Origin of the sequence: Nonomuraea salmonea, from assembly GCF_042428605.1 — a bacterium.
Taxonomy (GTDB): domain Bacteria; phylum Actinomycetota; class Actinomycetes; order Streptosporangiales; family Streptosporangiaceae; genus Nonomuraea; species Nonomuraea salmonea.
The window spans coordinates 46,138-59,360 of sequence record NZ_JBHMCF010000007.1 but is presented as its reverse complement, the minus strand read 5'-3'; the positions used below and the strand labels follow the sequence as shown (position 1 = coordinate 59,360).

Annotated in this window: 12 protein-coding genes; 6 read left to right on the top strand and 6 right to left on the bottom strand. The window is 71.6% G+C overall.

Going from position 1 to position 13,223, the window contains the following annotated elements:
- Positions 1-39: 39 nt before the first annotated feature.
- Genes ACFFR3_RS07045 through ACFFR3_RS07020 form a run of 6 tightly spaced genes read right to left on the bottom strand, consistent with a single transcriptional unit; the run spans position 40 to position 5,546 of the window.
- Positions 40-1,266: a cytochrome P450 family protein gene (locus ACFFR3_RS07045; protein WP_345405375.1), complete on the bottom strand. Its 1,227-nt coding sequence runs from the start codon at positions 1,264-1,266 to the stop codon at positions 40-42.
- Entirely contained in the window at positions 1,170-2,495 is a 1,326-nt protein-coding gene (locus tag ACFFR3_RS07040) for a cytochrome P450 family protein (protein WP_345405372.1), read from the bottom strand. Before ACFFR3_RS07040 ends, ACFFR3_RS07045 begins: the two co-directional genes overlap by 97 nt.
- On the bottom strand, positions 2,492-3,070 hold the full coding sequence (locus tag ACFFR3_RS07035; protein ID WP_345405368.1) for a GTP-binding protein: 579 nt from the start codon (positions 3,068-3,070) through the stop codon (positions 2,492-2,494). The genes ACFFR3_RS07040 and ACFFR3_RS07035 overlap by 4 nt, the downstream gene beginning before the upstream one ends.
- Positions 3,051-3,401, bottom strand: a complete 351-nt coding sequence (locus ACFFR3_RS07030; RefSeq protein WP_364372198.1) for a DUF742 domain-containing protein — start codon at positions 3,399-3,401, stop codon at positions 3,051-3,053. Before ACFFR3_RS07030 ends, ACFFR3_RS07035 begins: the two co-directional genes overlap by 20 nt.
- Positions 3,398-3,850: a roadblock/LC7 domain-containing protein gene (locus ACFFR3_RS07025; RefSeq protein WP_345405362.1), complete on the bottom strand. Its 453-nt coding sequence runs from the start codon at positions 3,848-3,850 to the stop codon at positions 3,398-3,400. The genes ACFFR3_RS07030 and ACFFR3_RS07025 overlap by 4 nt, the downstream gene beginning before the upstream one ends.
- A gap of 7 nt (positions 3,851-3,857) precedes the next feature.
- Entirely contained in the window at positions 3,858-5,546 is a 1,689-nt protein-coding gene (locus ACFFR3_RS07020) for a hypothetical protein (protein ID WP_364372194.1), read from the bottom strand.
- A gap of 599 nt (positions 5,547-6,145) precedes the next feature.
- Between ACFFR3_RS07020 and uppS the strand changes: the two genes are divergently transcribed.
- From uppS to ACFFR3_RS06990, 6 genes are all read left to right on the top strand, one after another.
- Entirely contained in the window at positions 6,146-6,868 is a 723-nt protein-coding gene (gene uppS / locus ACFFR3_RS07015; protein WP_345405356.1) for a polyprenyl diphosphate synthase, read from the top strand.
- Positions 6,865-8,274: an oxygenase MpaB family protein gene (locus ACFFR3_RS07010; protein ID WP_345405353.1), complete on the top strand. Its 1,410-nt coding sequence runs from the start codon at positions 6,865-6,867 to the stop codon at positions 8,272-8,274. Before uppS ends, ACFFR3_RS07010 begins: the two co-directional genes overlap by 4 nt.
- Positions 8,275-8,591: 317 nt before the next feature.
- On the top strand, positions 8,592-8,681 hold the full coding sequence (gene kdpF, locus ACFFR3_RS07005; protein WP_345405350.1) for a K(+)-transporting ATPase subunit F: 90 nt from the start codon (positions 8,592-8,594) through the stop codon (positions 8,679-8,681).
- A complete protein-coding gene (gene kdpA / locus ACFFR3_RS07000) occupies positions 8,681-10,330 on the top strand; it encodes a potassium-transporting ATPase subunit KdpA (RefSeq protein ID WP_379482790.1) in 1,650 nt (549 codons plus the stop codon). The genes kdpF and kdpA overlap by 1 nt, the downstream gene beginning before the upstream one ends.
- A 1-nt stretch (position 10,331) precedes the next feature.
- The gene (kdpB, locus tag ACFFR3_RS06995; RefSeq protein ID WP_379482789.1) at positions 10,332-12,413 is read left to right on the top strand and encodes a potassium-transporting ATPase subunit KdpB; all 2,082 of its coding nucleotides are present in this window, start codon (positions 10,332-10,334) and stop codon (positions 12,411-12,413) included.
- A complete protein-coding gene (locus ACFFR3_RS06990; RefSeq protein WP_345405347.1) occupies positions 12,414-13,223 on the top strand; it encodes a potassium-transporting ATPase subunit C in 810 nt (269 codons plus the stop codon).

Here is a 13,223-nt window from a genome sequence, read left to right as displayed (position 1 = left end):
CGCGCGCCGTCAGCGCGATGTCATGATCGTGTCACGGCGTCAGGACGGGTCGTCGAGCAGCAGCGGCAGCTCGCTCCAGCCGTGCGCGATGAACGACGGCACGTGCGGCGCCTCACCGCTCGGCTCGGCCAGGCGCAGGTGGGGGAAACGGGCGAACAGGGCGGGCAGCGCGGTGAGCGCCTCCTGCCTGGCCAGCGGCGCGCCGATGCAGCGGTGCACGCCGACGCCGAAGGCCAGGTGCTCCGCCTGGTCCCGGGCGACGTCGAACCGGTCGGCGTCCTCACCGTGCTGGGCGGGGTCGTGGTTGGCCGCCAGGTACGTGGTGATGATGGCGTCGCCGGCCGGGATCCGCGTGCCGGCGATCTCGATGTCCTCGATCGCGAACCGCAGCGGCAGGTTGGCGATGGACGGCGCCCAGCGCAGCGTCTCCTCCACCGCCGCCTCCCACGTGATCTCCCCGGCCAGCACCCGGCGGAGCTGCTCGGGGTGGGTCAGCAGGGCGTGCACCGCGTTGCCGATCAGGTTGACGGTGGTCTCGTGCCCGGCGGCGATGAGCAGCAGCAGCGTGTCGCGCAGCTCGTCGTCGCTGAGCCGGTCGCCCTGGTCGCGGGCCTCGATCAGCTCCGTGGTGAGGTCGTCGCCGGGGTGCTCGCGCTTGTAGGCGACCAGCGCGGGCAGGACGGTGGCGATGCGCTGCAGGTTGGCCGCCGTCGCCTCGGGCGTGGCCGTGGTGTCCATGACCGCTTCCATGATCTCGGCCATGTCGGTCCGCATGTGCTCGGGCACCCCGAACAGCTCGCAGATCACCCGCATCGGCAGCGGATGCGCGTACGCCGACCGCAGGTCGACCGGCTGCCCTGGAGGCGTGGCGGCCATGTCGTCGAGCAGTTCGGCGATGATGCGCTCGATGACGGGCTGCAGCGCCTTGCTGCGGCGGGCGGTGAAGCTCGGCGCGATGAGCTTGCGCAGCCTGCGGTGGTCGGCGCCGTACGTGCTGAGCATGTTGCGCACGCCGATCCAGCCCGCGATCCACATCCACTCGGGCCGGCCGCCGACCTCCTCCCACAGCCGCCAGTGCTGCTTGTCCTTGCTGACCAGCGGATTGAGCACGAGCTCCTTGAGCAGGTCGTGCCGGGTCACCGCCCAGGCGGGGATGCCGCCGGCGAGCTCTACGAGGACCAGGGGGCCGAGGTCGCGTAGTCGGCGGGACTCGCCGGGAAGGTCGGTTCCGAAGGGGTCGAGGGCGACGCGCTCTGCGCTGACCAAGGGGACTCTCCAGGCTGGTCGGGGCGGATGGGGGTGAAACTGACCGGAAGGGTGGCCAGCGAGCGGATGAACGGCCCCGGCCGCCACTCGAGCTCCTCGCGCGGCACGTCCAGCTCGAGGTCGCTCAGGTACGAGGTGAGCCGCTCGATGGCGGTCATGGCGATGAGCGTCGCCGGGTCGGAGGCCGGGCAGCGGTGCGCGCCGGCGCCGAAGCCCAGGTAGGAGCCGCCGTCGGAGCGCAGCTCGTCCGGTACGTGGGTCGGCTCGGTGTTGGCCGCGGCGTACGACACCAGGACCAGCTCGGCCGGCTGGATCCAGGTGCCGTGGAAGTCGACCGCCCGCGTGGTGAAGTAGGGGCCGTAGTTGGCCATGGCCGGCTCGGCGCGCAGCGCCTCCATGAGCGCGTCGTACGTGCTGAGCGCGCCGTTGGTCAGCGAGCTGTAGTAGCGGTCGTCGCTGACCATGCGGGAGATCGTGTTGGAGATGAGGCTCGCCATCGGGTCGAAGCCGGCGGCCAGCGTGACGACGAGCGCCTCGATGGCCTCCTGCTGGGTCAGCCCGGCGGGGTGGTCGATGAACCACGAGGTCAGGTCGTCGCCGCGGCTGGCGTATTTCGACTCGATCAGCTCGATGATGTAGCGGTAGTAGTTCTCGGAGCCGCGCGCGCCCGCCTCGGGGTCGGCCTCCATCATGTCGTACAGGGCCGAGATGAGCGCGGCGCTGTCGGAGTCGGGGCGGCCGAGCAGCAGGTTGAACACGCGCAGCGGGATCGGCCTGGCGAACTCGTGCACCAGGTCGGCCGAGCCCTTGGCGGCGAAGCCGCGGATCAGCGAGTCGGAGACCTCGATCACCATGTCGCGCAGCTTGTGCGGCTGGATCATGCTGTAGCAGTCGATCACCACCCGGCGGTAGCGGGCGTGGTCGGCGCCGTCGGAGAACAGCACGTTGTCGCGGTGGGCGAGCATGCCGAGCGCGGCCGCCGCGCCGGGCGTGTCCGGCAGCCTGACCTGCCACGGGCGCGAGTCCTTGCTCCACGCGCCGTCGGCATTGGTCAGCACGTCGAGCGCGGCCTGGTAGCTGATCACCAGGTGCGCCTGGATGCCGGGGGCGATCTCCACGGGCGCGACGGCCCCGTGCCGCTCCCGCAGCCGCGCGTAGACCGCCTGCGGGTCGTTGGTGAACTCGGGCCCGTACAGCTTGCCCGCGTCGGGCAGATAACGCAGGGTCATGTCGACATCAGTTCCTTGATGTGTTCCACCAGCGCGATGAGGGAGGCGCGGGCGGAGACGGGGTCGCGGGCGTCGCACACCAGCAGCGGCGTGCGCGGGTCGAGGTCCAGGGCCTGCCGCAGCGCCTCGGCCGGGTACTCGGGCGAGTCGGGGAAGTGGTTGACGGCGACCGCGTACCGGATTCCGGCGTTCTCGACCAGGTCGAGCACGGCGAAGCTGTCGTCGATGCGGCGGGTGTCGGCGAGCACCAGCACGCCGAGCGCGCCGCGCGCCAGCTCCTCCCACAGCACCTGGAAGCGGGTCTGCCCGGGAGCGCCGAACAGGTACAGCACCACGCCGGGCAGGGTGAGCCGGCCGAAGTCGATCGCGGTGGTGGTGGTGGTCTTCTCGTTGACGCCGGTGAGGTCGTCGACCAGCGTGCCCGCCTGGGTGAGGACCTCTTCGGTGTTGAGGGGCTCGATCTCCGACAGGGCGCTGACCATGGTCGTCTTGCCCACGCCGAAGGGTCCGGCGATGATCAGCTTGACCGGGATGTGGTCGGCGCTGATCCGGCTATCAGAGAGCGCGGAGGCCACTGAGTACCAACTCCAAGATTTCTATGTCGGGTCCGTCCGCGCGCGGCGGATCCCGGGTCAGCAGCGTGCCGGAGGCCGCCAGCCCCGCCACCAGCAGCCGTACCACGCAGTACGGCAGGCCCAGGTGCGCCGCGCACTCATAGACGGACAGCGGGCCCTCCTCCAGGAGGTTCACCAGGTGAGAGCCCGGTGGGTCCAGCGCGCCGTGGACCGCCTCGGGGGCGACGTAGACGAGGGTCGTCCGTTCGACGCTGATGTGTTCTGGCACGGCCAGCTTGGCGGCGGCCATGAAGTCGGGGACGACACGCCGCCGCTGCCGTCCGGAGGTCATGCCGGGGCTTCCGGCGTCCTGGCGGCGCTGGCGTCGTTGAGCGCCTTGATGAGCTTCTGCACCTGGAGCTGCACCTCGTACGCGAGAGACCCGATCTGGACGGCGCCGGTGGCGGCCACGACGATGGCGGCGCGGTCACCGGCGGGAGCGAGATAGTAGTAGCCGGTGCCCGCGGAGATGACGATGTCCACGACCTCGCCGTCGGCGCCGTTGCTGAGCCCCTCGCACAGGGCGCGGGCGGCTCCCAGCACCGAGCTCGTCATCGCGGCCGTACGCTCTCCCGCCTCGACGCTCACGTTGGCGGAACCGCCGAGGATGAGCCCGTCGCGGCTCAGCACCACGCCGCTGGTGACGCCGGGCAGCGCGAGGAGCGGTGACAGGACCCAGGAGACGTCGAGCGTCAGCGGCCGGCGGCGCGGGCGGGGGGTGGCGGCGGGGGTGTGGTCCATGGAGGGTTCAGTTCCCTTCGGTCGCGTCGTCGTGCTGAGACGGCAGCGCTTCGCGGCGGCCCGCTTCTGCGCCCGTCTGGAAGTCGCCCCACCGCTTCTGGGCCTCCTCGGGGGTGGTGAGCGGGGTGGTGGCGGGGCCCGTGGGGGCGCGCCGCGGCGTCTGGCGGCGGCGCTGCGGCAGCCCTGGCAGGCCGTCGATCCCGGTGTCCGAGAGGGCCGCCGGGCCGGTGCCCGGGTCGGTGCCCGGGTCGGTGGGCGCGTCCGTCAGGGAGGCCGTGCGCACCGGCCGCGGCTCGGGCGGCTCGGCCGCACGCATGGGGCGCGGCTCGGGCGGCTCGGGCGCGCGCATGGGGCGCGGGGCGATCGCGGCGGGCACCGGCGCCGCCTCGGGCAGGCGCTGCTGGTACGGCGACGTCGCGACGACGGCCCTGACCGGCTCGGGCGCGAGCACAGACGGGCGGGTGTTCTCCGGCATCTCCACCAGCAGTCCCGCGGGGACGCTCACCACGGCCTGGACGCCGCCGTAGGCGCTCTTCTTCACCGTGACCTGCATGCCGTACTGCGCGACCTGCCGGCCGATGGCGGCCCACCCGGTGTGGGGCGGGTTGCCGAGGTCGACCAGGCGTACGGAGTGCCGGCCGCTGAGCAGCCGCCCGGCGCGGGCGTACTGTTCCTCGTTGAGGCCGACGCCGGCGTCGTCGATGACGATGGCCGCGCCGGTGTTGGTCTCGTGGAGGGCGATGGTCACCTTGAGCGTGCCGTGGGAGTGGTGGACGGCGTTGGCGAGCAGCTCGGAGGTGACGAACAGGATCGGCTCGGCGGCCCTGGCGGCCACGCCGACGCGGCGGCGCAGGTGGTTGGCGGGCCCGTCGATGCGCTGGTCGAAGTTCTCGACGCGGGCGACGGCGCCGACCACGAGGTCGACGAGGTAGGTGTCGTCGCGCGACAGCCCGGCGGTGGCGCCACAGGCGATGCCGGTGGCCTGGGCGCGGCGGATGATGAGTTCGTTGAACATGTCGAGGCCGAGCACCTCGCGCAGCAGGTCGGTGTGCTCGTCGCCGCTGTAGCGCTGCTGGACGGACGACAGCAGGTCCTGGGCGCGCAGGGCCTGGGTCTGCACGCGCGACATCGCGCCGCGCACGATCGCCTGGGCGGCCTCGTCGATGCGTACGGACTCCTCGCGCACCGCGCTGGAGATCGCGTCGAGCACGGCGAGGTGCTGGCGGTCGATGTCGGTGCCGGCCAGCTTCGCGTTCTGCAGCCCTGGCACGGTGACGTGGGAGGCGCGCAGGTGGGAGACCAGGGCGGGGATGCGGGTGGTCAGCAGGTGGTCGGTCTCGGCGCGGGCGAGGTCGTGCTGGGCGCGCAGCTCGCGGGCCTCCTCGGCGGCCTCGCGGGCCTGCCGTTCGACCTCGCGGGCCTGCCGTTCGACCTCACGGGCCTGGTGCTCGGCCTCACGAGCCTGATGCTCGGCCTCCCTGGCCTTGTGCTCGGCCTCCCTGATCTGGCGTTCGGCCTCTCTGGCCTGGTGTTCGGCCTGCCGCAGGCGCTGCTCCCACTGGCCGCCCTCGCGGGACAGGCGTTCGTGCGCGCGCCGGGTTTCGGTCAGCTGCGCGCGGGTCTGCGCGAGCTCACGGCCGGCGCGGTTTCGGTAGATCAGCACGGCGGCGAGAGCGATGGCGACGACGCCTGCCACTATCGCGACGCTGACAAAATCTGACGGCATGACAGTCCTGAGCTAGGAGGAAAGGGCGAACCGGCGCCGTTCGCCCACCCAGTATTCCGGGGAGACCAAGATAGTCAAATAGCGTGGACGGCACTCATGAATGCCCATAAATGCCCTTAAAACGGGATGAAAAGGGCTTGGTAGCGTTCCCATGATCACGTTCCGTGACCGTTTCCGGGCTTACCGGCCTGACCTGCGGATATATCAAACCTGGCCCATTGGCCCGTAAGAACCTAATCTCCTGAAATGGCGGCCCGGATCCCCTTCGCCAGCCATCTCGTGGATGAACGTCACTCCATCTTCACGTTGCGTAGTTGTTCGGGTCCTCGATGGAACAGGGCCGCGCCGAGCGAAGTCGTCGACGCCCTCAAGGCTCTCGACCCGAACCTCGGCACGGACCTCGGCCCGGACCTCGGCCCGGACCTCGGCCCAGACCTCGACACGGCCCGTTCGCTCCATGTCGAACAGGATGCTCTTCGCGCCGAGCGGCAACCGGGACCTGCCACTCCCACCCACGAAGTGCATCGCTTAGAGTATTGGAACCGTAACGTTCAGCTATGGAGGTGGTCATGGCCGTACCGCGTCACGTGGCCTGCGTGATGGATGGGAACGGCCGCTGGGCCGAGCAGCGCTCGCTGCCGCGCACCGCGGGTCACGAGGCCGCCGAGGCCGCCGTCATGGACGTCATCGAGGCGGCCCGCGCCGCCGGCGTCACCTGGCTCAGCCTGTACGCCTTCTCCACCGAGAACTGGCGGCGCCCGGCGGGCGAGATCGACATCCTCATGCGGCTCGTGCGCCGCGCCATCCGCAAGCACGCGCCCGCGCTGCACACCCGCGGCATCCGCTGCCGCTTCCTCGGCATGAGCGACCCGCGCATCCCAGCCCCGCTGGTCCGCGACATCACCGACCTGATGACGCTCACCCGTGACAACACCCGCATGACGCTGACCGTCGCCTTCGACCACGGCGGCCGCCGCGACATCGTGCAGGCCGCCCGCTCGCTGATCAGGTCCGCGACACCCGCCGACGAGGTCACCGAGGCCGGCTTCGCCGCCCACCTGCCCTATCCCGACACCCCCGACGTCGATCTCGTCATCCGCACCTCGGGCGAGCAGCGCATCTCCAACTTCATGCTCTGGCAGGTCGCCTACGCCGAGTGGGTGTTCCCCCAGGTGCTCTGGCCCGACTTCCGCGCCGCCCACTTCGCCGAATGCCTCGACGCCTACCTGCGGCGCCGGCGCCGCTTCGGCGACGTCCACCCCACCACCGCCACAGGAAAGGGCCTTCGTTGAGCCACACCGACCCGCAGCAGGACGTCTTCGGCCCCGACTCGCTCCTGCGCCCCCTGGTCTCCGAGGCGCGCTGGGGGCTCGCGGTGACCAGGGCCACCCTGCTGGAGGCCGCCCATCCGCAGATCGGCGCGGCGCTGATGGAGAACTCCACGTTCCTGACGCATCCGTGGCGGCGGCTGCGCAACACCGTCACGAGCGCGCGACGGCTGCTCGACCCCGACCCGCGCGTACGCGACCGCGAGGCGGCCCGGCTCAACCGCCTGCACTCCCGCATGTCCGGCACCGACGCCCAGGGCCGCCCCTACGACGCGACCGATCCCGAGGCGCGCGCGTGGGTGGTGGCCACCCTGTTCGACTCGACGGTGACGATGTGCCGGCTGAGCGGCGACGCGCTCGGCGCCGACGCGATGCGCCGCCTCTACGACGAACACCGTACGTTCCTCGCGCTGATGGAGGGCACCGCCGACCACCTGCCCGCGACGCTGCCCGAGTTCTGGCCCTACTTCGACGACATCGTCGAGCACCGCCTGGAGAACAACGAGGCGGTCGGCGTCATCCTCTACCGGCTCTTCGCGAACGTGCCCGCTCCTCCCGTGCTGCGCGCCCACCCGGCGTTGTGGACGGCGGGCCGGGCCGTGGCGAGCCCGCTGGCCACGGCGATCACCATCGCCTCGCTCCCCGAGGCGTTCAGCAGGCGGGTCGCGCTGCCCGACCTGCCGGGCGCCCGCACGCTCATGCAGAGCGCCTACCTGGGCGCCGCCCTCGCCACCCGCCACCTGCCGGAGAGCTGGACGCGGGTGGACTTCTTCATGAACCTCCTGGACGGCCAGGGCGAAGCCCCGTTGGAGACCGTACGCAGGCAGGCCCGCAAGGCCGCGGCCCTCGTACGCCTGCTCACCCCTGCCGGCGACGACGAGGGCGAGCAGGTGACCCGCTCGGCCGACCGGTTCTTCACCGAGGTGCTCGACCAGACCGGCGACGGCTGCCTGCGCTGGCCCGACCTGGCCGCCATGGCGCGCGAGATCGCCACCCGGCTCGACCTCGGCGGGCAGGAGGAGGAGCGGCTGTTCCAGGCGTACGCCGCGTGGTGGTCCGAGCTGCAGGCCGCGCTCGACCGCGACGGCGACGGGCGGGTCACCCGCGAGGAGTACGCCGCCGCCGCGGCCCGCCTGCCCGGCACCGGCCTCATCAGGATCGCCGACGTGCTGTTCGACGTCACCGACACCGACGACGACGAGAAGATCGACGCCGGCGAATACCGCGACCTGTTCCGCACGGCCTTCCACCGCGACCTGGCGGGCAGCGGCGACGCCTACTCGCGCAGCGCGTTCGTCCGGCAGTTCGTCTCCTTCATGTCCGGCCAGCAGCACTCCAGCGCCTACACCTCGCTGTTCACGTCCGGATAGAGTCGCGCGCCGGTTTCGTCCCGATCGGCCCGGCCGCCCCTGAGGACGTCGGTGACAAGCCCGGCGCCTGGTACCCGCGCGACCCTCCAGCCGTAGGCGTAGCGAGGCCGTCAATATCCGCGCCATAGCCGTATGAATCCCGTCAAGAACGGCGAAACACCCATATTTCCGACGTTTGCTTGATCTGCGCCGCTCATCCAGGGGCGGCGCTCTGATCATCCGAGCTGAGGAGTGGGGATGGCCGACGTCATCTTCGTCGCCATGACGATCGCGATCTTCGCGGTCTTCGGGCTGGTCGTACGGGCGGTGGAGCGGCTGTGAGCGCCGTCGACGCCACCGGCCTCATCGTGGCCGCCGCCCTGGTGGTCTTCATGGTCGCGGCCCTGCTGTTCCCGGAGCGCTTCTGATGGCCGCCACGCTCTTCGCCGGCTCTCTGATCGCCGCGCTGGCGCTGGCCTGGAAGCCGCTCGGCGACCACATGTACCGCGTCTACGCGACGTCCCGGCACACCGCGGCCGAGCGCGGCGTCTACCGCCTGCTGGGGGTCCGCGCGGACGCCGAGCAGAGCTGGCCCGTCTACGCCCGCGCGCTGCTGGCGTTCTCGCTGGTCTCGGTCCTCGTCGTGTACGGCATGCAGCGCCTGCAGGACCGGCTGCCGCTGAGCCTCGGCATGGAACCGGTGACCGGCCACATCGCCTGGAACACCGCGATCAGCTTCGTCACCAACACCAACTGGCAGGCGTACGCCGGCGAGTCCACCATGGGACACCTGACGCAGATGGCCGCGCTGGCCGTGCAGAACTTCGTCTCGGCCGCGGCCGGCATGGCGGTCGCGGTCGCCCTGGTACGCGGCTTCGCCCGCCGGGAGTCGGCCACGATCGGCAACTTCTGGGTGGACCTGGTCCGCGGCACGCTGCGCATCCTGCTGCCGATCGCCTTCGCCGGCGCGCTGGTGCTGGTGGCGGGCGGCGTGGTGCAGAACCTCTCCGGCGTCCAGCACGTGACGACCCTGACCGGCGGCACGCAGGCCATCACCGGCGGGCCTGTCGCCTCCCAGGAGGCCATCAAGGAGCTGGGCACCAACGGCGGCGGCTTCTACAACGCGAACTCGGCCCACCCGTTCGAGAACGCGACGAGCTGGACGAACTGGTTCGAGATCGTCCTGATCCTGGTGATCCCGTTCGCGCTCACCCGTACCTTCGGCCGCCTGGTGGGCCAGGTCAGGCAGGGGTATGCGATCCTCGCGGTGATGGGGGTGCTCGCGGTGGCGAGCGTGCTGCTCACGAACGTCTTCGAGCTGTCCGGCGCCGCCACCGTGCCGCAGGCGGCCGGCGCCGCGATGGAGGGCAAAGAGCTGCGCTTCGGCGTTTCAGGCTCGGCCACGTTCGCCGCCGCCACCACGCTCACGAGCACCGGCGCGGTGAACTCCTTCCACGACTCCTTCACCCCGTTCGGCGGCATGATGACGCTCCTGAACATGATGCTGGGCGAGGTCGCGCCCGGCGGGGTCGGCGCGGGCCTGTACGGCATGCTCGTGCTGGCCGTCATCACGGTGTTCGTCGCCGGGCTGCTGGTCGGGCGCACCCCGGAATACCTCGGCAAGCGGATCGGCGCCCGCGAGATCAAGCTGGCCTCGCTGTACTTCCTGGTCACGCCGGTGCTGGTGCTGTCCGGCAGCGCCGCCGCGCTGGGCTCGGGCGAGGGGCGAGCGGGCATGCTGAACGCCGGCCCGCACGGCCTGTCCGAGGTCCTGTACGCCTTCACCAGCGCCTCGAACAACAACGGCTCCGCCTTCGCCGGCCTCACGGCCGGCACCCCCTGGTACGACGTGGCGCTCGGCCTGTGCATGGCCTTCGGCCGTTTCCTGCCGATCGTCCTGGTGCTGGCCCTGGCCGGGTCGCTGGCCGCGCAGGCGCCCGTCCCCGAGGGCGCGGGAACCCTGCCGACGCACCGGCCGCTGTTCGTGGGCCTGCTCATCGGCGTCACCGTGATCCTGGTCGCCCTCACCTTCCTCCCTGCCCTCGCGCTCGGGCCCCTCGCAGAAGGGCTGTCCTGACATGCCAACCCCTGTGCTGAAGGGCGGCCTGCTCGACCCCCGTCAGCTGGCCGCCGCGCTGCCGGACGCGCTGCGCAAGCTCAACCCGGTCACGCTGTGGCGCAACCCGGTGATGTTCGTCGTCGAAGCCGGCGCGGCTCTCACCACCATCCTCGCCGTCGCCGATCCTTCGTTCCTCGCCTGGGCGATCGTGGTGTGGCTGTGGCTGACCGTGCTCTTCGCCAACCTGGCGGAGGCGGTCGCCGAGGGCCGCGGCAAGGCGCAGGCGGCCACGCTGCGCCAGGCCAAGGCCGGCACCCGGGCCCGCCGGCTGCGCAGCCCGCACGACCCCGGCACCTGGGACGTCGTCCCGGCCGCCGAGCTGCGGCCCGGCGACCACGTGATCGTCGAGGCCAGCGAGGTCGTCCCCGGCGACGGCGACGTCGTCGAGGGCATCGCCAGCGTGGACGAGTCCGCCATCACCGGCGAGTCCGCCCCGGTCATCCGCGAGTCGGGCGGCGACCGCTCCGCCGTGACCGGCGGCACGAAGGTGCTGTCCGACCGCATCATCGTGCGGATCACCCAGAAGCCCGGCGAGAGCTTCATCGACCGGATGATCGCGCTGGTCGAGGGCGCGAACCGGCAGAAGACGCCGAACGAGATCGCGCTCAACATCCTCCTGGCCGCGCTGACGATCATCTTCCTCGTCACCACCGTCACCCTGCAGCCGGCGGCCGTCTACTCCGTCGCCGCCAACCCCGGCGTCCCCGGCTCCCTCGCCATCGGCCGCGACGGCGTCACCGGCGTCGTGCTGGTGTCGCTGCTGGTCTGCCTGATCCCGACCACGATCGGCGCGCTGCTGTCGGCCATCGGCATCGCCGGCATGGACCGCCTCGTGCAGCGCAACGTGCTCGCGATGTCGGGCCGCGCGGTCGAGGCGGCCGGCGACGTGTCCACGCTGCTGCTGGACAAGACCGGCACCATCACGCTCGGCAACCGGCAGGCCGCCGCGTTCGTCCCGGTGGACAGGGCCGGCGAGACCGAGCTGGCCGAGGCGGCGCAGCTGTCCAGCCTGGCCGACGAGACCCCCGAGGGCCGCTCGATCGTGGTGTTCGCCAAGAGGCGCCACGGCCTGCGCGAGCGCCCTCCGGGCGAGCTCGCGCACGCGACCTGGGTGCCGTTCACCGCCCATACCCGCATGTCCGGCGTCGACGTGGACGGCCGCCAGGTGCGCAAGGGCGCCGCCGCCGCGGTGCTGGCGTGGGTGCGCGAGACGGGCGGCCGCCCGTCCGGCGAGGTCGGGCAGGTCGTGGACGGCATCTCCGCCTCCGGCGGCACCCCGCTGGTGGTCGCGGAGGCCGGCCGCGTGCTCGGCGTGATCCACCTCAAGGACGTCGTCAAGGAGGGCATGGGGGAACGCTTCGCCGAACTGCGCCGCATGGGCATCCGCACCATCATGATCACCGGCGACAACCCGCTGACCGCCGCGGCCATCGCCGATGAAGCCGGCGTGGACGACTTCCTCGCCGAGGCCACCCCCGAGGACAAGCTCGCCCTCATCAAGGCGGAACAGCAGGGCGGCCGCCTGGTCGCGATGACCGGCGACGGCACCAACGACGCCCCCGCCCTGGCCCAGTCGGACGTCGGCGTCGCCATGAACACCGGCACCTCCGCCGCCAAGGAGGCCGGGAACATGGTGGACCTCGACTCCGACCCGACCAAGCTCATCGAGATCGTCGAGATCGGCAAGCAGCTGCTCATCACGCGGGGCGCGCTCACCACGTTCTCGATCGCCAACGACCTCGCCAAATACTTCGCGATCATTCCGGCCATGTTCGCCGCGGTCTACCCCGGTCTCGACGCGCTCAACGTCATGCGCCTGTCCAGCCCGCAGTCCGCGATCCTGGCCGCGGTGATCTTCAATGCGCTCGTCATCGTCGCGCTGATCCCGCTGGCGCTCAGAGGCGTCAGATACCGGCCGTCCAGCGCGTCCAAGCTGCTCAGCCGCAATCTGTACGTCTACGGCCTCGGCGGCGTCGTCGCGCCGTTCGTCGGCATCAAGGCCATCGACCTGCTCGTCAGCCTCCTTCCAGGGATGGGTTAAATGGAACGTATGCCCAGCTGGGTTCGCCGGCACGTGGCCGCGCTGAGAGCGGTGGCCGTTCTCAGCGCGCTGCTCGGCGTCGTCTATCCGCTGGCCGTCACCGGCGTCGCGCAGGCGCTGTTCCACGGCCGCGCCAACGGCTCGATCGTCACCGCGCACGGCAGGGCCGTCGGCAGCGCGCTCATCGGCCAGTCCTTCACCGGCGCCGGCGGTGAGCCGATCCGCGCGTACTTCCAGTCCCGCCCGTCGGCGACCGGCTACGACCCGGCCGCGAGCGGCGCCTCCAACCTGGGGCCCGAGGACGTCGTGGACGCGGGCAGGCCGTCGCTGCTGACCCTGGTCTGCGCCCGGTCCAAGGCGGTGGGCGAGCTGGAGGGGGTCAGCGGCGCGCGTCCGTACTGCACGGCGGACGGGGTCGGCGCGGTGCTCAAGGTGTTCCCCGGCCGGGTGGTGAGCGTCAACCAGGTCTGTCCGGCCGTCCCGTTCGTGCGCACGTACCAGGGGGTGACGGTGGAGTGCGCCAGGAGGGGCGAGGACTACGCGGCCGGACGTACCGTCCCCGTCCGCGGTGACGTGACCGCCGTGCGGGTGCCGGCCGACGCGGTGACGGCGAGCGGCTCCGGCCTGGACCCGCACATCTCCGTCGCCTACGCCGAGCTTCAGGCGCCCCGCGTCGCCAGAGCGCGCGGGCTCCGCCTTGCCGAGGTCGAACAGCTCATCAGGCGGCACACCATCGGCCGGGCGCTGGGCTTCATGGGCGAGCCCGCCGTGAACGTGCTCGCGCTCAACCTCGCCCTCGACGGGAGGTGA